Source organism: Aquamicrobium segne, assembly GCF_042656785.1.
Taxonomy (GTDB): domain Bacteria; phylum Pseudomonadota; class Alphaproteobacteria; order Rhizobiales; family Rhizobiaceae; genus Mesorhizobium; species Mesorhizobium segne.
Genome location: NZ_JBHSLL010000059.1, coordinates 22654 through 46467, shown reverse-complemented (window position 1 = coordinate 46467; position 23814 = coordinate 22654). Strand labels below are relative to the sequence as shown.

General features: G+C 55.7%; 22 protein-coding genes and 1 other RNA gene. 14 read left to right on the top strand and 9 right to left on the bottom strand.

The window, feature by feature from the left end; genetic code table 11:
* Nucleotides 1–43 precede the first annotated feature (43 nt).
* The 3 genes from ligA to ACFPLB_RS16115 are packed head-to-tail and all read left to right on the top strand — an operon-like array spanning nucleotide 44 to nucleotide 3247.
* Nucleotides 44–2194, top strand: coding sequence for an NAD-dependent DNA ligase LigA (gene ligA / locus ACFPLB_RS16125; protein ID WP_378231543.1), 2151 nt, complete (start codon nucleotides 44–46; stop codon nucleotides 2192–2194).
* Between the two features lie 25 nt (nucleotides 2195–2219).
* Nucleotides 2220–2954: an AzlC family ABC transporter permease gene (locus tag ACFPLB_RS16120; protein WP_378231541.1), complete on the top strand. Its 735-nt coding sequence runs from the start codon at nucleotides 2220–2222 to the stop codon at nucleotides 2952–2954.
* A complete protein-coding gene (locus tag ACFPLB_RS16115) occupies nucleotides 2951–3247 on the top strand; it encodes an AzlD family protein (RefSeq protein ID WP_378231539.1) in 297 nt (98 codons plus the stop codon). Before ACFPLB_RS16120 ends, ACFPLB_RS16115 begins: the two co-directional genes overlap by 4 nt.
* Nucleotides 3248–3425: 178 nt before the next feature.
* Here the strand turns inward: ACFPLB_RS16115 and ACFPLB_RS16110 are convergent, their stop codons facing one another.
* The 3 genes from ACFPLB_RS16110 to ACFPLB_RS16100 form a co-directional block, all read right to left on the bottom strand.
* Complete coding sequence (locus tag ACFPLB_RS16110; protein WP_378231536.1) at nucleotides 3426–5252, bottom strand: aminopeptidase P family protein; 1827 nt, start codon at nucleotides 5250–5252, stop codon at nucleotides 3426–3428.
* A gap of 61 nt (nucleotides 5253–5313) precedes the next feature.
* Nucleotides 5314–6192, bottom strand: coding sequence for a 50S ribosomal protein L11 methyltransferase (locus tag ACFPLB_RS16105; RefSeq protein WP_378231534.1), 879 nt, complete (start codon nucleotides 6190–6192; stop codon nucleotides 5314–5316).
* Nucleotides 6193–6213: 21 nt separating this feature from the next.
* Nucleotides 6214–6789, bottom strand: a complete 576-nt coding sequence (locus tag ACFPLB_RS16100) for an SCO family protein (protein ID WP_378231532.1) — start codon at nucleotides 6787–6789, stop codon at nucleotides 6214–6216.
* A 200-nt stretch (nucleotides 6790–6989) separates the two neighbouring features.
* On the opposite strand from ACFPLB_RS16100, the gene ACFPLB_RS16095 reads away from it, so the two are divergent.
* Entirely contained in the window at nucleotides 6990–7631 is a 642-nt protein-coding gene (locus ACFPLB_RS16095; RefSeq protein WP_378231529.1) for a DapH/DapD/GlmU-related protein, read from the top strand.
* Between the two features lie 205 nt (nucleotides 7632–7836).
* Here the strand turns inward: ACFPLB_RS16095 and ACFPLB_RS16090 are convergent, their stop codons facing one another.
* Nucleotides 7837–10305 carry an ATP-dependent helicase gene (locus tag ACFPLB_RS16090; RefSeq protein ID WP_378231527.1) on the bottom strand — a complete coding sequence of 823 codons (2469 nt, stop codon included), beginning with the start codon at nucleotides 10303–10305 and terminating at the stop codon, nucleotides 7837–7839.
* Nucleotides 10306–10633: 328 nt separating this feature from the next.
* Here ACFPLB_RS16090 and ACFPLB_RS16085 point away from each other — a divergent pair, with 328 nt between their 5' ends.
* Nucleotides 10634–10882 carry a hypothetical protein gene (locus tag ACFPLB_RS16085; protein ID WP_378231525.1) on the top strand — a complete coding sequence of 83 codons (249 nt, stop codon included), beginning with the start codon at nucleotides 10634–10636 and terminating at the stop codon, nucleotides 10880–10882.
* Between the two features lie 70 nt (nucleotides 10883–10952).
* Here the strand turns inward: ACFPLB_RS16085 and ACFPLB_RS16080 are convergent, their stop codons facing one another.
* On the bottom strand, nucleotides 10953–11441 hold the full coding sequence (locus ACFPLB_RS16080; protein ID WP_378231524.1) for a thioesterase family protein: 489 nt from the start codon (nucleotides 11439–11441) through the stop codon (nucleotides 10953–10955).
* A 221-nt stretch (nucleotides 11442–11662) separates the two neighbouring features.
* Between ACFPLB_RS16080 and ACFPLB_RS16075 the strand changes: the two genes are divergently transcribed.
* Both ACFPLB_RS16075 and ACFPLB_RS16070 read left to right on the top strand, forming a co-directional pair.
* Nucleotides 11663–13096, top strand: coding sequence for an FAD-binding oxidoreductase (locus ACFPLB_RS16075; protein WP_378231522.1), 1434 nt, complete (start codon nucleotides 11663–11665; stop codon nucleotides 13094–13096).
* A gap of 66 nt (nucleotides 13097–13162) precedes the next feature.
* Nucleotides 13163–16984, top strand: coding sequence for an AsmA family protein (locus ACFPLB_RS16070; RefSeq protein WP_378231520.1), 3822 nt, complete (start codon nucleotides 13163–13165; stop codon nucleotides 16982–16984).
* Between the two features lie 6 nt (nucleotides 16985–16990).
* On the opposite strand, the gene ACFPLB_RS16065 is transcribed toward ACFPLB_RS16070, so the two are convergent.
* The 4 genes from ACFPLB_RS16065 to ssrA all read right to left on the bottom strand — a co-directional run bounded on the left by ACFPLB_RS16065 (nucleotide 16991) and on the right by ssrA (nucleotide 18528).
* The gene (locus ACFPLB_RS16065; protein ID WP_378231518.1) at nucleotides 16991–17212 is read right to left on the bottom strand and encodes a ribbon-helix-helix domain-containing protein; all 222 of its coding nucleotides are present in this window, start codon (nucleotides 17210–17212) and stop codon (nucleotides 16991–16993) included.
* Nucleotides 17213–17216: 4 nt separating this feature from the next.
* Nucleotides 17217–17420 carry a DUF4169 family protein gene (locus tag ACFPLB_RS16060; RefSeq protein ID WP_378231515.1) on the bottom strand — a complete coding sequence of 68 codons (204 nt, stop codon included), beginning with the start codon at nucleotides 17418–17420 and terminating at the stop codon, nucleotides 17217–17219.
* Nucleotides 17421–17448: 28 nt separating this feature from the next.
* The gene (locus ACFPLB_RS16055; protein ID WP_378231512.1) at nucleotides 17449–17967 is read right to left on the bottom strand and encodes an SspB family protein; all 519 of its coding nucleotides are present in this window, start codon (nucleotides 17965–17967) and stop codon (nucleotides 17449–17451) included.
* A 203-nt stretch (nucleotides 17968–18170) separates the two neighbouring features.
* Nucleotides 18171–18528: a transfer-messenger RNA gene (gene ssrA, locus ACFPLB_RS16050) on the bottom strand.
* 163 nt (nucleotides 18529–18691) lie between these two features.
* Between ssrA and ACFPLB_RS16045 the strand changes: the two genes are divergently transcribed.
* The 7 genes from ACFPLB_RS16045 (at nucleotide 18692) to ACFPLB_RS16015 (ending at nucleotide 23672) form a co-directional block, all read left to right on the top strand.
* Nucleotides 18692–19000: a DUF2853 family protein gene (locus tag ACFPLB_RS16045; protein ID WP_378231510.1), complete on the top strand. Its 309-nt coding sequence runs from the start codon at nucleotides 18692–18694 to the stop codon at nucleotides 18998–19000.
* A gap of 120 nt (nucleotides 19001–19120) precedes the next feature.
* A complete protein-coding gene (locus tag ACFPLB_RS16040) occupies nucleotides 19121–19930 on the top strand; it encodes a thymidylate synthase (RefSeq protein ID WP_378231508.1) in 810 nt (269 codons plus the stop codon).
* Between the two features lie 167 nt (nucleotides 19931–20097).
* Nucleotides 20098–20898 (top strand): molybdate ABC transporter substrate-binding protein, encoded by an 801-nt coding sequence (modA, locus tag ACFPLB_RS16035; RefSeq protein WP_378231721.1) that lies wholly within the window; start codon nucleotides 20098–20100, stop codon nucleotides 20896–20898.
* 14 nt (nucleotides 20899–20912) lie between these two features.
* Nucleotides 20913–21617, top strand: a complete 705-nt coding sequence (gene modB / locus ACFPLB_RS16030; protein ID WP_378231505.1) for a molybdate ABC transporter permease subunit — start codon at nucleotides 20913–20915, stop codon at nucleotides 21615–21617.
* Complete coding sequence (gene modC, locus ACFPLB_RS16025; RefSeq protein ID WP_378231503.1) at nucleotides 21617–22738, top strand: molybdenum ABC transporter ATP-binding protein; 1122 nt, start codon at nucleotides 21617–21619, stop codon at nucleotides 22736–22738. Before modB ends, modC begins: the two co-directional genes overlap by 1 nt.
* Before the next feature lie 64 nt (nucleotides 22739–22802).
* Nucleotides 22803–23144 (top strand): winged helix-turn-helix domain-containing protein, encoded by a 342-nt coding sequence (locus ACFPLB_RS16020; protein ID WP_378231500.1) that lies wholly within the window; start codon nucleotides 22803–22805, stop codon nucleotides 23142–23144.
* Nucleotides 23145–23171: 27 nt separating this feature from the next.
* Nucleotides 23172–23672 carry a dihydrofolate reductase gene (locus ACFPLB_RS16015; protein WP_378231498.1) on the top strand — a complete coding sequence of 167 codons (501 nt, stop codon included), beginning with the start codon at nucleotides 23172–23174 and terminating at the stop codon, nucleotides 23670–23672.
* Nucleotides 23673–23814 lie beyond the last annotated feature (142 nt).

Here is a 23814-nt window from a genome sequence, read left to right as displayed (position 1 = left end):
CTTGTTCCATCCGGGACCTTTGTTTGAATCAAGAGATGCTGTCATGTCTGAAAAACCGGTCGATACACTGACACAGCTTGAAGCCGCAGCCGAGCTTGAGCGGCTGGCTACGCAGATTGCTGCACATGACCGCTATTATTACGAGCAGGATGCACCGGAAATTTCCGATGCTGACTATGATGCCTTGCGTCAGCGCAATGCGGCAATCGAGGCGCGGTTTCCTCAACTGGTGCGTGAGGATTCGCCGTCCTTGAAGGTTGGGTCCACCCCGGTGGAGGTTTTTGGCAAGGTTGTTCATGCCGTGCCGATGCTGTCGCTCGATAATGTGTTTTCAGATGAGGATGCCTATGATTTCGTGGCCAGTGTGCGGCGTTTTTTGAGCCTGCCTGCCGATCAGGAGCTGGTATTTACCGCCGAGCCGAAAATTGACGGGCTGTCCATGTCGCTGCGTTATGAAAACCGCAAACTGGTAACGGCCGCCACCCGTGGTGATGGCGCGACGGGTGAAAATGTAACCGCCAATATCTGCACCATTGCCGAAATTCCACAAACGCTGCCCGATGATGCGCCCGATATGGTGGAAGTGCGCGGTGAAGTTTATATGCGCCGCGATGATTTTTTAAAATTGAACCAGCGCATGGCAAAGACAGGCCGTGTCTTTGCCAATCCGCGCAATTCGGCTGCCGGAAGTCTGCGCCAGCTCGACCCGGAGGTAACACGCCAAAGGCCGCTGCGGTTTTTTGCCTATGCCTGGGGGGCAGCCTCAACTGCGCTGGGCAATACGCAATATGAGGTGGTGCAACGATTTGCCGATTGGGGTTTTTGCATCAATGCGTTGATGATGCGCTGCAATAATGTGGAGGAGATGCTGGCGCACTATCACCGCATTGAGGCGGGCAGGGCCGAAATTGCCTATGATATTGATGGTGTTGTCTACAAGGTGGACCGGCTCGACCTTCAGGAGCGGTTAGGCTTCCGCTCGCGCAGCCCGCGCTGGGCAACCGCGCATAAATTTGCTGCTGAAAAGGCAATGACACTGCTCAAAGGCATCGACATTCAGGTTGGCCGAACAGGGGCGATGACGCCGGTGGCGCGTCTTGAGCCGGTAACGGTGGGCGGGGTGGTTGTCACCAATGCCACACTGCACAATGAGGATTATATCAAGGGCATCGGTAATAGCGGTCAGGTGCTGCGCGAAGGGCGCGACATTCGCATTGGCGACACGGTTATCTTGCAGCGGGCTGGTGATGTTATCCCGCAAATCCTTGATGTGGTGCTGGAAAAGCGTGCGGCAGATGCGATTGCCTATGTGTTTCCGCATGAATGCCCGGTCTGTCACAGCCATGCAGTGCGCGAGGAGGGTGAGGCGGTATGGCGCTGTACCGGAGGTCTGATCTGTCCGGCGCAGGCGGTGGAGCGCTTGCGCCATTTCGTCTCCCGCAATGCCCTTGATATTGAAGGGCTGGGCGAAAAGCAGATCGAATTTTTCTTTCACGCAACGGACCCGGCACTGCAGATCCGTTCACCCGCCGATATTTTTACGCTGAAAGAGCGCCAGCAGGCATCCTTGACCAAGCTGGAAAATGTCGAGGGGTTTGGCGCTGTCTCGGTGAAAAAACTGTTTGCAGCCATTGATGAGCGGCGCGAAATAGAATTTTCACGGTTTGTGTTTGCCTTGGGTATTCGCCATGTCGGTGAAACCAATGCAAAGCGTTTTGCCCGCCATTTCCTGCGCTTTGCAGATTTTTGCAAACTGGCGAAAGAAGCTGAAGTGCCACAGGAAAAGGGCGATCCGGGCAATGCTGCCTGGCAGGAACTCAATAACATCAATGGGATTGGCTCGGTCGTTGCCGGTACGGTGGTGGAGTTTTTTGAGGAAGAGCATAATCAGCAGGTTTTGCAGGCATTGTTGGCGCAGGTGGTGGTACAGGACGAGGAACCGGTTGGCGCCAGTGATTCGCCGGTGGTTGGTAAAACAGTGGTGTTTACCGGGGCGCTGGAAAAAATGTCACGCGATGAAGCAAAAGCCATGGCTGAAAAACTGGGCGCCAAGGTGTCCGGGTCTGTTTCCAAAAAAACCGATCTTGTGGTGGCGGGGCCCGGAGCCGGTTCCAAGCTGAAACAGGCCAATCAGCTTGGCATTGAGGTGATTGACGAAGAGGCATGGTTTGTGCTGGTAGGCAAAGCGGTCTGATGACAGCCGCTTGAAGGGGATTTTCGTGAGCATACAGGCTGTTACTCCACCGTCATGGCGGAGCGAGTTTATGGAAGGGGCGCGCCTTGGCGTGCCCGTTTTCGTGGCGTCAGCGCCTTTTGCCATGCTGTTTGGCGTGGTTGCGATCGAGAATGGTTTTACGGCTCTCGAAGCCGTGCTGATGAGCGCCATGGTTTTTGGTGGGGCCAGCCAGCTTGTGGGCGTTGAATTGTTTGGCCATCAGGCCGCGGGCTGGTTGATCGTGTTGTCGATCTTTGCCGTCAATTTTCGGCATGTGCTTTATTCAGCCGCCATTGGCAGACATCTGGCGCGGTGGAACAAGCCGCAGCAGGTGCTTGCCTATTTTTTATTGACCGATCCGCAATATGCGCTGACTGAAACACGGGCTTTTCACCAACAGCCGGGCTTTGCCTGGTATCTGGGGTTGGCGCTGCCAATGTATGGGTTCTGGGTGCTGAACACGGGCATTGGAGCGTGGTTGGGGATGTTGATTCCAGATATGGCGGCATTGGGTATTGATTTCTTGCTGCCGATCTATTTTCTCGGGCTGGTCATGGATTTTCGCCAGCGGCCCTTATGGCTGCCCATTGTTGCGGTCAGCGCTATTTCTTCAATTATTGCCCATCAAACCATAGGTTCGCCCTGGCATGTCAGTATTGGCGGGCTGGCCGGGGTGATACTGGCTGTCATCATGCCGCCACGCCTTAGCGGGATTACAGCATCAGGGAGCCGGTCATGAGCACGATTGGCTGGATCATCATTGCTGCGGCTGTCGTCACCTATCTGACGCGCATTGGTGGCTATCTGGTGCTGTCGCAATTTGAACGGGTTCATCCGCGCATTGAGGCGGGGCTGAATGCTGTGCCTGCTGCGGTGTTGACTACGCTGGTGGCGCCTGCCGTCATGCAGGGCGGACCGGCTGAATGGCTTTCTATCAGTATTGCCGGTCTTGTGGCGCTGCGTGGCGGATTGCTGAGCATGTTTCTGGTGGGCGCCATTGTGCTGGTTGTTGCCCGCCAGTTTTTTGCTTGATCCATAGCATTTTGTGAGTACAGATGTTTTCATCTGACGTCGCACAAATGCGGAAAACAAGAACTTGGAGCATTTTGCAGCCAGATGATTACATCTGGCGTCGCACAAATGCGGCAAGAACAAGAGGTTAAAGCATTTTGTGAGTACAGATGGTTACATCTGGCATTGCACAAATGAATTAAAGCGGTGCGCAGGCGTGTTCCAGCCAGGTCAGCACCTGGCCATCCACCATCGGCCCAATTTCTGCCAGTACACGTGCATGATAGGCGTTGAGCCATTCCAACTCGGCTGGTGACAGTTGATCGCGTACAATCATGGAGCGGTGGAAAGGCGCAAGCGTCAGCGTCTCGAAACCATGCATGTCAATGTCGCCGCCGTCGATTGGGGTGGCCGGGTCAACCACGATCAGGTTTTCCAGCCGCACACCATAGCTACCTTGCTTGTAATAGCCCGGCTCATTGGAAAGGATCATGCCTTCACGCAATTTCTCGGTTCCGGTTTTGGCAATGCGTTGCGGTCCCTCATGCACGGCCAGATAAGAGCCGACGCCGTGACCAGTGCCATGTGCAAAATCCAGCCCGTGCCGCCACAGCGCCAGCCGGGCGAAGGCGTCAATATCGGCCCCTCGTGTTCCGGCAGGAAAACGCAAGCATGAAATGGCGATCAACCCTTTGAGCACCAGCGTATAGCGCAGGCGCATTTCTTCCGATGGCTGGCCCATGGGAATGGTGCGGGTAATATCTGTGGTGCCGTCCTGATATTGTGCGCCTGAATCGAGCAGGAACAATTCGCCTTCGGCTATTTTGCGGTTGCTCTCATGCGATACGCGGTAATGCATGATCGCACCGTTCGGCCCGGAGCCGGAAATGGTTGCGAAGGAAACGTCACGCAGCGGCATTTGCGTTTCCTCGCCAAGCTGGCGGCGGAAATTTTCCAGCGCGGTGACGGCGGTGATTTCATCAATTTCACCCGGCTTTTTCTGGTCGAGCCAGCACAGCATGTGCACCATGGCAGCGCCGTCACGGCGATGCGCGGCACGGCTGCCATCCAGTTCGGCACTGTTTTTGGTGGCGCGCGGAATGCGGGCGGGGTCAGGCGCTGCTACAACTGTGCCATTATGGGCGGTAATGATCATGCGCAGTTTTTCTGCGGCAAGCACCGGATCAAGCGCAATGCGTGCCCCTTGTGCGGCAAGATCGCCAACCATCGCTTCAAAGGCTTCAGGCTGATGCAATTGGGCAAGCTGGGTGAGATAGGCTTCGATCTCGCGTGAAAACTTGGCCCTGTCCATGAACAGATGATGAGAGCCATTGGCTGCCAGAATGGCAAAGCCAAGCGCCAGCGGCGTGTGCGGCACGTCATTGCCACGAATATTGAAGGTCCAGGCAAGGGAAGAGGGGTCGGTCAGCACGGCATGTGTGGCGCCTTCAACTGCAATTGCCTGAGCCAGCCGGGCCAGCTTGTCTCTGGCCAGTTCACCGGCAAAGGCCAGAGGCTGGAGTTCAACAGGGGTGAGCGGCGGGGCAGGCTGGTCCTGCCAGATGGCGTCAACCGGATTTTCTTCTACCGCCACGAGTGTGATATCCGCCTTGATTGCGGCAGCATTCAGCAGGTCGATTTCGCCGGTGGTGTGCAGCCATGGATCAAAGCCAAGCCGTGTGCCGGGTTTCAGGTTTTTGCTAATCCATTTGACCGGCGGATTGTCGATGAGGCTGTCATAGGTAAACAGGGCCGGATCGGTTTCGTTGCGGACCTGCAAAGTGTAGCGGCCATCGACAAAGATGACAGCGCGCTTATTGAGCACCAGAGCAATGCCTGCCGAGCCAGAAAATCCGGTCAGCCAGTGCAGCCTTGCAGCGCGTGCAGGCACATATTCGCCCTGATGTTCATCGGCACGCGGCACGAGAAACCCGTCAAGGCCTGCTTTGGCCAGTCGATCGCGCAAAGCTGCAAGGCGCGGGGCAGAAAGTGACGGATTGCTGGAAGAATCAAATGACTGGAACATGTCGGGATTTCCCGGAAGTTGATTTTTTAAATGAAGTCTGTGCCGTGTTCTGATAATGTGTTCAGGCGTTTGGTTTTAAATGGATTGTCACCCAGCCTTCACGGTGAAGGGTGGTGATATGGGTCAAACCTTGCGCAATATAGGATTCAACCACACTATCATGCTGACGCTCCAGAATGCCGGATAAAATCAGTGAGCCGCCGGGGCGAATATGGGCTGCCATTTGTGGCGCAATTTCGATCAGCGGCCCGGCCAATATATTGGCAATAATCAGCGCAAAGGGACCATGCCGGGCAAAAACCGGATGGTCAAAGCCGGTGGCGGTAATAGTCTCGACATGATCAGCCACGCCATTGAGTTGCACATTGGCGCTGGCAACCTCGACCGCAACCGGATCAATATCGGTGGCCAGAACCGGAATGGCGGCAAGTTTGGCCAGCGCAATGGCAAGGACAGCACTTCCCGTTCCAAGATCAAGCGCATTGGCAGGCTGCTCTGCGTTGACAACCTGCTCCAGCATTTCAAGGCAGCCAGCCGTGGTGCCGTGATGGCCAGTGCCAAAGGCCAGGCCCGCCTCGATCTCAATGGCAATATCACTGTTGCGGCGCTGGTCGCGATCATGGGAACCATGAACGAAAAACCGCCCTGCACGTACGGGTTGCAAACCCTCCAGCGAAAGGGCCACCCAGTCGATGTCGGGCAATTCCTCGCGCTCTATGGCAAGGTTCAAGGTCAGCGCTTGCAACACATGGCTTAACCGCGCCTGCGCCTCATCTGCATCCCCTTCGACATAGAGCGATACTTCATGAATGTCGCGCTCTTCATCAACTTCCAGAATGGCGATGGGCCAGCCTTCTTCCTCAAAAGCCGTTTCAAGACTGGCAAAAATGCGTTCTGCTTCGTTTTTGGATGCAGTCAGGTGAAGGCGTGTCTGGGACATAAAAATGATACCCTAAAGCGGTCAGCTTCCCTGGGCCAGTCGCTTGAGCTTGGCCATGGCCGTATCCGGGCTTTCGCCATAGGCGATGGTGCCGGAAAAGTCACCACCGGAATTGAGCAGCAACACGGATGCGGTATGATCGACCGTATAGTCGCCATCCTCGGTTGGAACCTTTTTCCAGAAAATACCGAAAGACTTGGCCATGGCGGCAACCTGTTCCGGCTCGCCGGTGATGCCGATAATACGATCGGAAAAATTGCTGATATAGGTGTTCATGATTTCGGGCGTATCGCGCTCAGGATCAACCGAGACGAAATAGGCGCGAATGTTCTTGCCTTCGTCGCCCAGCGTGTTCAGCCAGCCTGCCAGTTCATAAAGTGTTGTGGGGCAAACTTCCGGGCAATGGGTGAAGCCGAAGAAAACCGCACTTGGCTGACCGCGGAAGGCTTTTTCGGTGATCGGCTGGCCGGTCTGGTCCGTCAGCGTAAAAGGCTGGCCAAAGGGCTCGCTGCTATTTTGCTTTTGATAGAATAAATAGCCAGCTACACCGATCAGCACCGCAATGAGGGCTAAAATGGCGATGAAAATCTTGCGCATGAAAAACAATCCGCTTTCAGGCAGCTTTGAGGGCTGCACCAGTCCGACGATAAGCCTGTTTTAGGCATTTTACAGAAATTGTTAAATCAGGCCCATTGCCGCAAGCGGTTCTTTTAAGGGCAAGCCGCATTTATGCAGCCTCAGATAGTTTCATTTGCCTGTAGAATGCTCTGAAGCCGTCAGCACGGGTGAAAAAAACGATGAATGAGAAGCCACAACCGCAACCGCGCGAATCGCAGCCGCAGATTCATCCTTCCGCCGAGTTGAAAGGGTGCCGTCTGGAGCCTTATGTGGCGATTGGTGAGCGGGTCATCTTGCGTGAGGTCATGGTTGGGGCCTTCACCTATTTTGAAAGAAATACCGAGGCCATTTATGCCTCGCTTGGCAAATTCTGCTCGGTGGCCGCCAATGCGCGCATCAATGCACTGGAGCATCCGATCGAGAGGATTACCCAGCACAAGATAAGCTACCGCCCGAATGAATATTTTCGCTATCTGGGTGTTGATTCGGGCTTTCGGGAGCGGCGGCGGGAAAAGCATGTGACCATCGGCCATGATGTGTGGATCGGCCATGGTGCGGTGATTCTTCCCGGTATTACGGTTGGCAATGGCGCCGTCATTGGTGCGAATGCGGTGGTGACGCGTAATGTTGAGCCTTATGCAATTGTTGCCGGATCTCCGGCACGGCTCATACGCCCCCGGTTTTTGCCAGAAATTGCGGCGCGCATTGAACAATTGAACTGGTGGGACTGGCCGGTCGAGCGGATTGGGCGCGCTGTTTTCGATATGCAGGCGCTTTCAGTCGAAGATTTTTTGAAAATCTGGGAGCAGCCGGGCGGCTGATCCTGTAAAATAAAAATGCCCCTTTCGCCGGGCGGGGGTGAATTGGCGAAAGGGGCGCTGTTTCCGCTAAAGCGGAGGAAGCAGGCATCAATGCCTGCAAGCTCCATTTCGCACATACAACCCAAAGATGCAATCTAATTTTTATGCAATCTGAAGGTTGTGGTTAATAAGCCTGCGACCCGTGCGTGAAGGGGCCTTGATGCTGTCAGGCAGCGGTGACAAACCCGTCCAGCACTCTTTTTTGGCCGGCGCGATCAAAATTGATGGTCAGCTTGTTGCCATCGACGGAAGCCACATTGCCATTGCCGAATTTCATATGGAAAACGCGGTCGCCAACCTTGAAGGCGGAAGGGGTGTCCGCCACCGATTTTGCAACCACTTCGCCTTCGATTGTGTGGCTCTTGACGGCGCCGCGCCCTGCACCATAGCCCGAATCTGCCTCGCCATAGCCGATGCGCTCAACTGCGGGGCCAGAGCGGTTGCCCCAATTGCGGCTGGTGGCTTCGTTGCGGTTCTGGCGGGCGCGCTGCCAGCCCGGCGTTGCATAGCTGCTGGAGAATGCCTGATCGCTTCTTTGACCATAGCCACCGAAATCCGACCCGCCTTCACTGATTTTAATATGGGCTTCGGGTAATTCTTCCAAAAAGCGTGACGGCACAGTCGATTGCCACAGGCCATGGATACGACGGTTCGAAACAAACCAGATATGCAGGTTCTGCTTGGCGCGGGTCAGCCCGACATAGGCCAGACGGCGCTCTTCTTCGAGACCGGAGCGCCCCCCCTCATCCAGCGCGCGCTGGTGTGGAAACAGCCCTTCTTCCCAGCCGGGCAGCATGACGGTTTCAAATTCCAGCCCCTTGGCTGAATGCAGGGTCATGAGGGAAACGGCATCAAGATTTTCGTTTTTGTCCTTGTCCATGACCAGTGCAACATGTTCAAGGAATTCACGCAGTGACCCGTAATCCTCCATGGAGCGGATCAGCTCTTTCAAATTGTCGAGCCGGGTGGGGGCGTCGGCTGCACGGTCATTCTTCCACATATCGGTATAGCCGCTTTCCTCCAGAATGGTTTCGGCCAGTTGCGTATGCGGAGTGGTTTCCAGAAGGTCGCGCCAGCGGGAAAAATTGGCCACGACTGCGCGTAAAGATCCGCGCGGCTTGGGTTTCATCTCGTCACTTTCGGCCAGATTGGCGCTGGCTTCCAGCATGGAAACACCAAGCAGGCGCGCCGTATCATGTATCTGGCGGATGGCGGCATCGCCCAGGCTGCGCTTGGGCACATTGACGATGCGCTCAAAGGCAAGATCATCACCCGGATTGGCGACAACCCGTAAATAGGCCATGGCGTCGCGAATTTCCTGCCGCTCATAAAAGCGCGGGCCACCAATGACACGGTAATTCAAGCCGATTTCGATGAAGCGCTCTTCAAAAGAGCGCATCTGGAAGGAGGCGCGCACCAGAATGGCAATGTCGTTCAGCGCATGGCCCTTGCGCTGCAGGGCTTCGATCTCTTCACCAATGGCGCGTGCTTCCTCGTCGGAATCCCATGCGGCATGGACAGAAACTTTTTGATCTTCAGGATCAGGGCGATCCGTAAACAGGGTTTTGCCCAGCCGACCCTCATTATGGGCGATGAGATGGGTGGCAGCCCCTAAAATATGTGCGGTGGAGCGGTAATTGCGCTCCAGCCGGATGACGGCGGCACCTGGAAAATCTTTCTCAAAGCGCAGGATATTGTCGACCTCGGCCCCGCGCCAGCCATAGATCGACTGGTCATCATCGCCCACACAGCAGATGTTGACGCCTTGCGGTGCGTTGCCTTCATCAGCATGGCTGCGCGGTCGCTGGGCCAGCAGGCGCAGCCACATATATTGGGCGGTATTGGTGTCCTGATATTCATCGACCAATATATATCTGAAGCGCCGGTGGTAATCGGCAAGAATGTCGTGATGGGTGCGAAAAATACGGATCGGATGCAGCAAAAGATCGCCAAAATCGCAGGCATTGAGCGCAATCAACCGCTGTTGATAGGCGCGGTAAAGCTCGCGGCCCAAACCATTGCCGAAAGAGCGGGCATCGCCTTCAGGAATGTCTTCAGGACCAAACCCCTTGTTTTTCCAGCCATCAATCATCTGGGCAAAGACGCGCGGCACCCATCGCTTGTCATCCAGTCCTTCGGCCACAATGAGCTGCTTGAGAAGGCGTATGACATCGTCGGTGTCGAGAATGCTGAAATCGGAACGCAGGCCCACCAGTTCTGCATGACGGCGCAATATTTTTACGCCGATGGAGTGGAAGGTGCCAAGCCAGGGCATGCCCTCAATAGCTTCGCCAACAAAAAGGCCGATGCGCTGCTTCATTTCGCGCGCGGCCTTGTTGGTGAAGGTTACGGCCAGAATTTGTGAAGGAAAGGCGCGGCCAGTGGCCAGAATATGGGCAATGCGGGTGGTCAAAACCCGTGTCTTGCCCGTACCGGCGCCTGCCAGAACCAGAACCGGCCCGTCTGTCGTCTCAACGGCCTGCCGCTGCTCGGGGTTAAGATCCGACAGATAATCGACAGGGCTGTTGCGCGCCTGCCGGGCGGCCATGGCGCGTGCGGCAATGCCGGATGGCGCAGCAGCAGGCGCTGCCCCCGGTTCGTCAAAAAAAGGCATATCGTCGGAAAAGCCGGACATTATTCCTGAATGTAGTGATTCGGCCACAAAAGACCAGAAGTGTCGCCGTTTTGTTCCGCTTAGAGCATTTCTTGTTTTCACGAAAAACGGATGAAATGCTCCAGCTTCTTTTTTAGCCGCATTTGTGCGACGCCAGATGGTACCATCTGACTGCAAAATGCTCTAACCCCCCGTACCGCTGCTGGCAAGCGTCTCCTGAAATCCACACAGTCTTGCCTTCGATAAAGAAAAAACCAGTTTGGCCTTGCTCCTGCCAAAGGCTCGGTTAAGTCTGTGTGGGCGCTTGTTTTTAAACAATAGAGCGTATGGGCTGTTGCAGGGAAAAAGCATGGACGACAATTTCGACAAGGCCGGTATCGCAGTTATCATCGTGTTCGGTGCGCTGTGTCTGGGTGGGTTGATGGCGGCCAATCTGGTGGTAGGCGACCGCAATGGCTTTCTGCTGGCGCTGGCTGGTTCGCTGACGGCCTATATTGCAGGCTATGCGGTGCTGTTTGACCTGCCGCGCCTTTATGCGGTTTTGATTGCACTGGCGCTGATTTTTGGTGCCGCCTCCACAATTGCCTATGCTTTTTAGCCGCATTTGTGCGACGTCAGATGTTTTCATCTGGTGTCGCACAAATGCTTTGAGAGCATGACCGGCCGGTTCAGGCTGGCTTGCGGCGAATGCCGATGGATCGCCCGGCGCGTTCTGGAACCGGCAGTTTTGCATGGGCGGTGCGCATGGCCTCGATGCCGGGTTTGATGTCGTCAGGAAAGGGGGTGACATTGGGGCCCGCCATATCGACATGCAGGGAAAGCGTTTCGCCGGTTGCTGCCAGCCAGCCTTCTTTTGCATGGCGGATTTCCTGATAGGCGCGCAAGCGTTTGTCGTCGCTGTCCAGCAATTGAAAGCTGACGGTGACAGGGTCGTCAAGCTGCAATTCGCGTATGTAACAGACATGCAGTTCGGCGGTGTAAATGGTCAGTTTGCGCATTTTCGCATAGGCTGCGCCAATGCCCAGCAAGTTGAGAACCTCATCCGCGCCACGATCAAACAGCACATTGTAATAGGCCATATTCATGTGCCCATTATAATCGAGCCAGTCTTTTTCGACCTGCATGACACGGGAAGTGAAGGGAGAGGGGGCGTTCATGAAGGGTCCTTTCAGAGCATTTTGTGAGCACAGATGGCACCATCTGGCGTCGCATAAATGCGGCTAAAAAAGAAGCTGGAGCATTTCGTCCGGTTTCGTGAAAACAGGAAATTCTCCAGGACTGGACAAGTTTGTGGCAAGTGTAGAACAGACATAGATATATTTGCAGGCCAAAGCTGAAGGCAAATATGGCGCCTGTCTGGTCTGGTATCGGAGGATATATGGCCCTTAACGATCTGGTTGCAGTCAAGCGCAACGAAACAGGCATCGCTTTGGTGCTGGAGACGTTGCGTCATGAATTTGGTGAGCGGTTGCAAACGGGCCGCTCGGTGCGTGAACAACATGGCCACACCACCACCTATTTGCCAAATCAGATGCCCGATGGCGTTGTCTTTCCTGAAAACACCCAAGAAGTGCAAAAAGTGGTGCGTGCCTGTGCTGCCCATCATGTGCCATTGATTGCCTTTGGCACAGGCACCTCGCTGGAAGGGCAGGTCAATGCGCCGGGCGGCGGTATTTCGCTGGATATGTCGCGCATGAACCGCATTCTGGCCGTCAATGCCAAAGATCTGGATTGCCGCGTCGAGCCGGGAGTTCTGCGGGAGGAGCTTAACCGGGATTTGCGCGATACCGGCCTGTTTTTCCCGATCGACCCCGGCGCCAACGCCTCACTGGGCGGCATGGCGGCAACACGCGCTTCCGGCACCAATGCCGTGCGCTATGGCACCATGCGCGAAGCTGTGCTTTCGCTGACAGCGGTGATGGCGGATGGCGAAGTGGTCAAAACCGGGGCGCGGGCAAAAAAGAGCGCGGCAGGCTATGATCTGACCCGCCTGCTGATCGGCTCGGAAGGCACACTTGGCGTGATTACCGAACTGACCTTGCGCTTGCAGGGTATTCCGCAGGCGATTTCGGGCGGCATTTGTCCGTTTCCTTCGCTTGGCGCTGCAAGCCGTGCGGTCATTGCCACCATTCAGATGGGCATTCCGGTGGCCCGTATCGAACTGGTCAACGCCTTGCAGATGAAGGCCATCAATCTTCATTCCAGACTTGATTATCCTGAAAGCCCCTGCCTGTTTCTGGAATTCCATGGCAGTGATGCAAGTGTTGCCGAACAGGCGGAATTGTTTGGCATGATTGCGGAAGAAGAAGGTGGCGGGCCGTTTTTATGGACCACGGTGGCGGAAGAACGCAGCCGGTTGTGGAAGGCGCGCCATGATGCCTATTGGGCTTCATATATATTGCGACCCGGAGCCAAGGGGCTGTCAACAGATGTGTGCGTGCCGATTTCACGTCTGGCGCAATGTGTTGCCGAAACGGAGGCCGATATTGCCGAAAGCGGGCTGGTGGCGCCGATTGTGGGCCATGCAGGCGATGGGAATTTTCACACGCTGGTGTTGATGGACCCGGAGGACCCGGCTGAAATTGCCCGGGTCGAAGCCTTTGTATCGCGCCTTAATATGCGCGCTATTGCGATGGATGGCACTTGCACGGGTGAACATGGGGTGGGGCAGGGCAAGGCAGCTTTTCTGCCGCATGAGCTGGGCCATGGGGTCGATGTCATGCGCGCGATCAAGCAGGCGCTTGACCCTAACAATATTTTTAACCCCGGAAAGACGATTACCGGGGGAAGGATTGCTGCGGATCAAGATTGATTGATCGCATTATGTCAGTGATATCCGGGTGAAACCGGGTGTCATTTCAAGGTTTGCGTTAAAAACATGCTTGCACGCCTGTTGGTGATTATTGGTGGATTGTTGGCGCTGGTGCTGTTTGCAGCACTGGCGGTGCCGCCTTTCATTGACTGGACGGGGTATCGTGCCGATTTTGAGCGGGAGGCAAGCGCCATTCTCAACCGCAAGGTTGAGGTGCGCGGCGAGGCCCGCGCAAGGCTGCTGCCGTTTCCCTCGCTGACCTTCACCGATGTGGTGGTGGGCGGGGAGGCGGCAGGGCAGCCTTCGATGACCGTTGACACATTTTCCATGGATGCGGAACTGGCGCCTTTCCTGCGCGGTGAAATTCTGATCTTTGACATGCGGCTGGAGCGGCCGCGCGCTGTGATCGGCCTTGACGAGGATGGCAAGGTGGATTGGGCCCCCCATTCTTCTTCGCCTTTTGATGCTGCACAGATTGCCATTGAAAGCCTGACCATTACCGATGGTGAGGTAAAATTGCGCCATGGCAGCAGCCAGCGCACCCATGTTTTGTCGAATATCAATGCCAGTGTTTCGGCCAGATCCTTGCTGGGGCCATGGCGGCTTGACGGATTTTTGCTGTTTGATGGAGAATATAGCGATATTTCTGCCACTACAGGCCGGGTGGATGAAGAGGGCCGGATGCGGCTGCGCTTGCAATTGCGCCCTGATGCCTATGCGGTGGCAATCGAGAGCGACGGCAATCTCAGCCTTGAAGAGGGCAGGCTTAATTATGCCGGTCAGTTCAAGCTGGCTCAAGACAAGGCTGGCGTGCCTGATGCTGAAAATGCGGCAATCGCTCCGGTAAAGCCGGAGCCCGGCTACCGGGTCAGCGGCCAGTTTTTTGCAGATCACCGCAAGCTGACATTAGACGAATTCCGTTTTGAAACCGGCCCGGCAGACAGCCCCTATGCTGCCGATGGAACTGCCTTTCTTGATTATGGGCCACAACCGCATTTCGGGATCGAGGCTTCGGGGGCGCAGGTGCAGCTTGATGAGGCGCTTGCCGGTGAAGGCTTTCCTGTCCAGGGGCTGGCCGAGCGGATCGAGGCGGTTGAAAGAACATTGCATGCCCTGCCGCATCCAGCCATTCCCGGCTCGGTCGATGTAAAGCTTCCGGCTGTGGTGGCCGGTGACACGACCATTCGTGACATTCATCTTGCCGCAGAACCAACGCAGGCAGGCTGGCTGATCCATTCGCTGGGCGCCAGTCTGCCGGGGCGCACCCGGCTGGAGGCAGAGGGTGTGCTTGACACAGGTGAGGCCTTCGGCTTTCGCGGCCATCTGCTGCTGGCGGTGGCGCAGCCTTCCGGCTTTGCAGCCTGGCTGGCGAAAGATGTGGACGAGGCCGTGCGGCGCCTGCCCGCGGCAGGCTTTAGCGCCGCGGTTGATTTAAGCGCCAGCCACCAGCATTTCAACAATCTGGAACTGATGCTGGGGGATACAAAATTTACCGGCCATATGGAGGCGACACATAAGGGCGATGTGCGCCCTTCCGTGGCGTTGGCCCTGAAAGGCGGGGCGCTGGATGTCGAAGGCTTGTCGGCCTTTGCCTCGATCTTTGTCAGCAGTGAAGGGGTAAACCGCTTTGCCGCTCAGGATCTTGATCTCGACATTCAGGCCGGGCCAGTGGATGCCTGGGGTCTTGTTGCTGAGCAGGTGGACACTGTTTTGCGCCTGCGTGGCGCAGTGCTGGAGATTGACCGGCTGGCGCTGACCGGCCTGGCCGGGGCCTCCATTAGCGCGACGGGCCGTATTTCAGATTTCCCGGACAAGCCCGCAGGTCGTTTCGATGCCTCGCTGGTCGCACTGGATCTGGCCCCGCTGGTGAGTGTGCTGGAACAGCATTATGGCGATCATGCGCTGATTGCAGGGCTGGGTGAGCGGATTCGCACCTATCCCGGCTTGCTGGAAGAGGCTCGCATTGATGCGGTGGTCAGTCTGGCGACTGAAAAGAATGGCGCCAATGGCCTGGCCGTTTCTGCCCAAGGTGAGGCGGGCGGGTCTGCCTTTTCCGCCAGTTTTTCGGGGCAGAACAAGCAGGCAGGCTGGCTGGATTCCCCCCTGTCTGTCACCCTTGGTGTTCGCAATCAGGATGCCACCGCGCTGCTGGTGCTGGCCGGTCTGCCGGTGCTGCCGCTTGGCCTGACCGGCCCCGGAGAGGTGGATATTTTGGCAGATGGTGATTTGCGAGATGGCATGAAAACCCATGCCCTGCTGACGGGCGATGATTTCAGGGCCTCTTTTGAGGGGGTGCTTTCCGGCGAGGATGGTCCGGCGCTGCGGGGCAGGCTGACGCTGGAAGCCGCTGATATCGAGCCATGGCTGATGACGGCGGGTGCCGCACTGCCAGGAATGGGTCTGGGCAGTTCCGGGGTGCTGGATGCCGATGTTGATTATGCGGATGGGCTTTTGATCTTCAACACGCTTTCCGGCACCATGAATGAAAGCGCCTTTTCGGGTGACATCAATGTCGGGCTCAAGGCGGGAAAACCCCATATTACCGGAAAACTCTTGCTGGATGATCTGGATATTGCCCCTTTGGCGGCCATGCTGATGGGCGATGGTGTCTTGAATTCAACCGGTCAGGACTGGTCGGTCACGCCATTTGCAGCCACGTCAACTGCTCCTTTCAGTGCTGAACTTGACCTGTCGGTTTCAGCTCTTTTGGTCGGTCATCGTGCAAGCCTTTATGATGCTTTTTTCTTGCTGAAACTGGATAGCGAACAGCTTCGTCTTCAGGATTTTGAGGCCAGGATGTTTGATGGGACGGTGACGGGGCTGCTTGAGTTGAAAAACGCAGCAGGAACCGGGCTTTTCAATGCGCAAATGAGCCTTGCGGATGCTGCCCTTGGCTCCATGCTGTCGCAGACCGGCCTGTCGGGAAAGGTGGATGTGTCGGCGGCTTTTTCCAGCAGCGGCAAATCACTGGATGTCATGGTCAAGGCGCTGTCTGGATCTGGCACGGCCGGGCTGAAGGATTTGCAGATTGCCAATCTCAATGAGGCGGGATTGCCCGCTTTGCTGCAAACGGCCGATGAGATCGGGCGCGATATTGATGCGCGTAAAGTTGCTGAATTTGCGCCCGATATTGTTGCTTCGGGCAATTTTGCGGCACAAGACACCAGCCTTGCCTTTACCATCGCCAATGGTGTGTTGCGTGTGCCGCCTGTCAGGCTTTCAGGAGATCTTGCCGATATTCCAGCCACTGTCAGCGCCAGCCTGTTTGATGGTGAGGTGACTGTTCAAGGCGCGCTTGCCTATCGAGCAGGTGAGGATGCGCTGGTTGGCTCCGATCCTGTGGTGAATTTTACCGTTGAAGGGCCCCTTGATGGGCTGCAACGCCAGTTTGATAGTGCGCCGCTGGCGCAATATCTGACGCAGCGCTCGCTGGAGCATGAGCAGCAACGGGTTGAGGCCATGCAGGCTGAACTGCTTGAAAAGCAGCGTCTGCGACGTGAAGCGGCCTATTACGCGGATTTGCAAGCGCAGCGGGAGCGCGCAGCGCTGGTAGAGGAAAAACGCCGTCAGCAGGAAGCAGAAGCGCGCGCCAGGGCTGAAGAGGCAGAACGGGTGAGGGTGCAACAGGCCGAGCAGGCCGCACGTGAGGAACAGGAGCGTTTGCGGCGCGAGGCGCAGGAGTTGCAGGAAGCCCAGAAAGCGGCTCGTGCAAAAGAAGAGGCGCAGAAAGCTGCGCGTGAAAAAGAGGAAGCCCGGCGTGCCAAAGAGCAGCCCCGGGTTGAGCGTGTGCCATTGCCGCCGCTTGTCGAGGGCAGTGACGGAGCTGCCCCCTTGCCGTCCGAGCCATTCACCTTGAGGAATCTGCTGCGTTCTCTGGGCAGTCCATAAAAGGAATCAGCTATGCTGACCCTTGGCCCAGGCCAGCACATAAAGCCGCAATGCCGAAGACAGGTTGGAGCCTCTTGGCCGGGTTTCGTCGATTTCGCCAATCAGTGCGGCAAGTGACATGGTGCGGGCAGCCGCAATAGCGACCAGATCATCATGAAACGCCTGCTCCAGCGAATAGCTGGTGCGATGGCCGCGAATGGTGACAGAACGTTTTTTGACCAGCGCCATGCCCTCAACTGTCCTTGTCGGATGCAGGCTGGTTTGGGGAAAGAAAATGTCCGTCTAAAAAACTGTCGGCTTTTGCCTGTTCTGCGCTGTCAACGGCCCGTTTGGCCTTGCTGCGGCCATGCAGGGCGCGATTTTGGGTGGCTTTGTGCGCCTTGTCTTCCCGTGCTTTCCGCTTGCGGAATTGGCGCAGGTTGACGATTTCGGCCATTTTCTACGTCGCCTTGTTTTTGCGGGCTTTATTTTTTGCGGAAGGCGTCGAGCGAGACGACTTCAGCGCCTTTTTCATCCGTGCTTCCGGAAGCCGGTGTTTTTTCTTCAGGTGCCTGATCTGACCCGTCTGCTATTACCGGCTTAAGTTCAAGCGGGGCCGGCATTGTTTCAGCATCGTCTGCTTCTTCAGTGCGAACATCGAATTCCAGCTCGAAATTCACGGAAGGATCATAAAAGCCGCGCACGGCAGAAAACGGAATTTCAAGCTTTTCAGGAATGTCGGAAAAAGACAGGCCGATTTCAAAACCCGTATCGGTGACTTTCAAATCCCAATATTGAAACTGGACAACAATGGTCATTTGTTCCGGGTAACGCTCGCGCAGGCGGCTGGAAATGCGCACGCCGGGCGCTCCGGTCAAAAAAGTGATGAAAAAATGATGGTTGCCCGGCAAGCCGGTGCGCGCAACTTCGGCCAGAACCTTGCGCATCACACCGCGTAAGGCTTCCTGAGCCAGAATGTCATATCTGATATGGTCGTCGGCCATGAACAGCCCCGTTGAATCGTCGGCTTACCTGTAATCAAGCTTGGGCCAGACGTAAACCGTCTATGGGCCCGAATAAGATTTCTGTGGATTTTATGTGTCGATATGCGCGCAAGATCCGCTGGGAAGGCAAGCGTCATTTGCTTCCCTCATCTTTGACCAGACCAGAATCAAGCAGCCAAAATCAAATAGAAATGCAAAGGAGAAGTGGAGGTTTCTGTTGCCAGGTACCTCCGAACCCCGCCTAAAGGTGCGAACCCTTAGGAGTTGATTTGAAGCTGTCGCACCGCATTAAGCAGCGAGACGTGCTTCCGCATAGTTGTCGTTGGCAACTATAAAGTTCAGCCCGATAACGGTGGTACAATGCCGGGCAAAAGTACGATCTTTACACCTTCGTCGATCCTGTTTCGCCCCCAGCACAAACGGCCCGAAACCGGCAGTTTGTGGTGGAGGCGCCGGGTACCGCCCCCGGGTCCGAACGGCTTATTACATCGCCCGTTTATCGCCATAGCTGGTCAAGCCAGCAGGGCGAATATAGGCACTTGCAAGCCTGAATGGAAGAGGAAGCGGGCCAACAATGATGCCATTTGTGGAGTTTCTTTTGTTTGACTTGCGCGGGCATCTTCCTACACCCTCCTGACAGGCTGTAAGGAGCCCTGGATTACAGTATTTTGTGGCGCTGTGCTTTACCTGGCGCATGGATTTTTATCTGAAATAGAGGGATATGATGAGCGATTATCTGGACAATGTGAGAAAATATGATGCCAATGCCGATGAGGCCGTGGTTTTCAAAATCGTGAAACATCTGGGCATTGCGCTGCGTAATCGTGATTCTTCACTGGTGTCAGCAACCGACCAGAAAGAGCTGGACCGGGTGCGTGATAGCTGGTGCGTCAAGAAGCTGGGTGTTGAGGCTGCGGCAGGTGAGGCGGCTGTTGCCAAGGTTGCGCAGATCATGGCTGGTGAGCGCGCCAAGGGCCGTGTGACCTTTTATTATCTGGTTGCGAAAGAGCTTGGTAAGCTCGATACGCTCTGATCAGCCCGTATTTTTGTTCGCAAAGGCATTTTGCCTGTGGACGGGGTGCAGGTCGGTGGCTGTACCGCTACCTGTCCCCACCTATAATACAGGCTCTGCAAAATTTTCGGAGCCGAGCCGATGCGGCAATATCTTGATCTTCTGCGCCATGTGCTTGAAACTGGTGTCGATCGTGGCGATCGCACCGGGACCGGAACGCGTTCGGTCTTTGGTTATCAGATGCGCTTTGATCTGCAGGAAGGCTTTCCGGTCACCACGACGAAGAAACTGCATCTGCGTTCTATCATTCATGAGCTTTTGTGGTTTCTGGCTGGCGACACCAATATCAAATATCTCAATGAAAACGGGGTCACCATCTGGGATGAATGGGCAGATGAAAATGGTGATCTAGGCCCGGTCTATGGTCGCCAGTGGCGCTCATGGCCAACCTCTGGGCCAGCCTCTGAAGCAGGTGGTGAAATTGACCAGATTGCCAATCTGCTGAGCCAGTTGCGCCATAATCCGCAGTCGCGGCGGCTGATTGTCTCGGCGTGGAATCCGGCGCAGGTGGAGAGGATGGCGCTGCCGCCTTGCCATTGCCTGTTTCAGTTTTATGTCGCGCAAGGGCGGCTTTCATGCCAGCTTTACCAACGCTCGGCCGATATTTTTCTCGGAGTTCCCTTCAACATTGCCTCTTATGCGCTGCTGACCATGATGATTGCGCAGGTGAGCGGGCTAAAACCCGGTGAATTCATCCACACGCTGGGTGATGCGCATCTTTATTCCAATCATTTTGAGCAGGCGCGTGAGCAGCTTGCGCGCCAGCCCAAGCCGCTGCCGACCATGCAGATCAATCCGGCGGTCGAGGATCTGTTTGCCTTCCGCTTTGAGGATTTCAAGCTGGAAAATTACATTGCCGATCCCGGTATCAAGGCGCCCATTGCGGTGTAACCCGGCCTGCTTCGACTTTTTGGCCTGATACTCTAACACCTGCATCATTGCGGTTGCGGGGGCAAATCTTATTGATTTTTATTCTTCTTGTTATATTTGTTCGTATACAACGATTCCCGGTTTCATAAAGCAATACATGGGTAATGACAGGAAAAGACATGATGAAAATGTTCAGGGCGGAGACTTTGAAGGGATTGGTGGCGGCAGGGGCGCTTGCGGCGCTGTTGGGGGCGCCAGTTTCGACAGCGCAGGCTGACGACAGCCAGATTGTGGTTTTTGCCGCAGCAAGTTTGAAAAATGCGCTTGATGCCATCAACACAACCTGTGAAGCTGATGTTGGTGAGCAGGCAAAAATCTCCTACGCGTCTTCATCTGCGCTGGCTCGGCAGATTGAAGAGGGGGCGCCTGCCGATATTTTCATGTCTGCCGATCTCGACTGGATGAAATATCTGTCTGACAAAAATCTCATCAATACCGATACGGAAGAGCAATTGCTCGGCAATCGCATTGTGCTGGTTGCACCTGCGGAGTCCGCTCAGGAAATCGTGCTTGAAAAGGGTTTTGATCTTGCCGGCCTGATTGGCGATGGCCGCCTTGCCATGGGTGATGTGCAGGCGGTTCCGGCAGGTAAATATGGCAAGGCCGCCCTTGAATCGCTTGACATGTGGGGTTCGGTTGAGACCAAGCTGGCGCAGGCTGAAAATGTGCGTGCGGCTCTTAAGCTGGTTGCAGCCGGTGAAGCTGTTGCCGGTATTGTTTATGCCACGGATGCAGTTGCAGAACCCGGCGTCAAGGTGATCGGTACTTTCCCTGAAGAAACTCATGCGCCGATCATTTATCCGGTGGCGCAAACAGCAGAGTCCAGTGATGAGGATGCGCCTGCTTTCCTGGCATGCCTGAAGACGGAAAAGGCCAGAAAACTGTTTGAGGAACAGGGCTTTACGGTGCTGGCACCAGTTTCAGATTAAGTATTGCCCAACCTATGGACTGGTTGCTGGATCTGACGCCTGACGAATGGATGGCGGTAAGACTGTCGCTCAAGGTGGCTACGGTGGCGATGTTTGCCTCCATAGCCCCTGGAATCCTGATTGCCTATGCGCTGGCGCGAGGCAATTTCTGGGGCAAATCGGTGCTTAACGGCCTTGTGCATCTGCCACTGGTGCTGCCGCCGGTTGTGACGGGTTATCTGTTGTTGCTTTCCTTTGGCAGGCGCGGGCCGATTGGCAGTTTTCTGGCCGAGAATTTTGGCCTCGTCTTTTCATTTCGCTGGACGGGGGCTGCTCTTGCCTGTGCGATCATGGGCTTTCCCCTGATGGTGCGGGCAATCCGGCTGTCGATCGAATCTGTGGATCGCAAACTCGAATCGGCGGCGGGAACGCTGGGTGCGCATCCCTTGCTGGTGTTTGGAACAGTAACGCTGCCGCTGATCTTGCCAGGCATTATTGCCGGCGCCATCCTGTCCTTTGCCAAGGCGATGGGCGAGTTTGGCGCAACCATCACCTTTGTTTCCAACATTCCGGGCGAAACCCAGACGCTGCCTTCAGCCATCTATACATTCACACAGGTGCCGGGCGGTGATGAGGGGGCGTTGCGCCTGACCTTGATCAGCATCATCATTTCCATGCTGGCGCTGGTGGCCTCGGAAGTGCTGGCTAGGCGCATCAGTCGGCGGATGGAGATGGAGTGATGCTTTACGTTGATCTTCGCCATCGTCAGGGCGCTTTTTCTATTGAAGCAGGTTTTACCAGTTCCGGCAGGCTGACAGCCCTGTTTGGTCCTTCAGGTTCCGGAAAAAGCTCGCTTATCAATCTGATTGCCGGTCTCATCCGGCCCGACGAGGGGCGTATCGAGGTGGATGGCAAGGTGCTGGTTGACACCCGTGCCGGGGTTTTTATACCGCGCCACAAGCGCCGCATTGGCATGGTTTTTCAAGATGCCCGGCTGTTTCCGCATATGAGCGTGCGCTCCAATCTGCTTTACGGGCGCTGGTTTACACCAGCGACTGAACGCTATCTGGAAATGGATGCCATTGTCGATCTTCTGGGCATTGGTGCATTGCTGGAGCGCAAGCCGTCACGCCTGTCTGGCGGTGAAAAACAGCGTGTGGCTATCGGGCGCGCCCTTTTATCCTGCCCGCGCCTTTTGTTGATGGATGAGCCGCTGGCCTCACTGGATGAGGCGCGTAAGGCTGAAATTCTTCCACTTATCGAACATCTGCGTGATCAGATAAAAATCCCGATCGTCTATGTCAGCCATTCCGTGGCGGAAGTGGCGCGGCTGGCCAGCGATGTCGTGGTGCTGGCGCAAGGCAAGGTGCGGGCCAGCGGGCCGGTGTCTGACATATTACAACGGCTTGACCTTTTGCCCGCCGGTGAACGGGGTGAGGGTGGCGCGCTGGTTGAAACGCTTGTCCTTGGCCATGACGATGCCTATTCGATGATGGTTTTAAGCTCGCCAGCCGGTGAGATTCGCGTGCCGCGTATTGATAAGCCTGAAGGCAGTTCTGTGCGGCTGCGCATTCGTGCCCGTGATGTGATCGTGGCAAGGCAAAAGCCGGAGGGTTTGAGCGCGCTCAATATATTGCCGGGCAAGATTGCCGCCATTACCCATGGTGAGGGAGCAGAAGCCGAGGTGCTGCTCGATTGCAACGGGGTCATGATTTTGTCGCGCATTACCGGGCAGTCATGCCAGATGCTGGGGCTTGAACCTGGTCTGTCGATATTTGCTGTGGTCAAGACGGTCAGTTTTGACGAGACCAGCACGACCAGAGCATTATATAGCCAGAAGGAATCATCTATCGTCACATAAACAGATCCAAGGATGGCCATCAAACCAGCGCTTCTGCTTTGATGGCGCTGTGAGGAAAAGAAAAATGCCGTCGCTGGTTTTGCGCATATATCTTGATCCCGATGGACATATCGGCCCGGGCAAGGTTGAACTTCTGGAGCATATTGACTCGCTTGGTTCCATTTCGGCAGCGGCACGCGCCATGCAGATGTCTTACAAACGTGCATGGGATCTGGTGGAAGAGATGAACCGGATTTTTGGCAAGCCTGTGGTTAGCGCCCATACAGGCGGCAAGCGTGGCGGTGGTGCGCAGTTGACGGCGGTGGGAGAGGCTGTCATCAGCCATTATCGGGCTGTTGAACAGGTTGCCACTGCGGCGGCGCAAGGGCATATGACAGCCTTGCAGGCAGCAATCGAGGCTGGATAATGCGCTGCTGCGACTTGGAAACAGAATATGAAAACCGCAATCTATGTGGCTATTGCTCAAAATGGTGTGATCGGGCGTGAGGGTGATCTACCCTGGCGCCTGTCCACGGATCTGAAGCGCTTCAAGGCAGATACGATGGGCAAGCCGGTCATCATGGGGCGCAAAACCTATCAAAGCATTGGCAGGCTTTTGCCCGGGCGACTCAATATTATTGTAACGCGCAATGCTGATTATGACATCGAGGGAGCAGAAATTGCTCATTCCCTGAGCGAGGCTCTGGCAATTGCGGCGGCAAAAACCGGGGCGGACGGGGAAGCCTGCATTATCGGTGGCGCAGAGATTTTTGTGCAGGCATTGCCGATGGTTGACAGGCTTCATGTCACCCATGTTCTGGCTGCTGTAGAGGGTGATACATTTTTTCCGGACATCGATCCGGCGCTCTGGCGGGAAACTTTGCGTCAGGAGGTTCCTGCTGGCGAAAAAGATAATTATGCCACGCGCTATGTCGTCTATGAAAGGCGTGATTGACCTCATATTTGCCCGTGCGATGATGGAAAATCACATAATGGTGCAGGGACAAGGGTTTTTTAAGCCATCTGCGCGTTGAAAGCAGGCTTTGGCCTGCCTATACAAGGTCAAGGCTTGTGCGTTGATGCGTGGCGCATGAAAG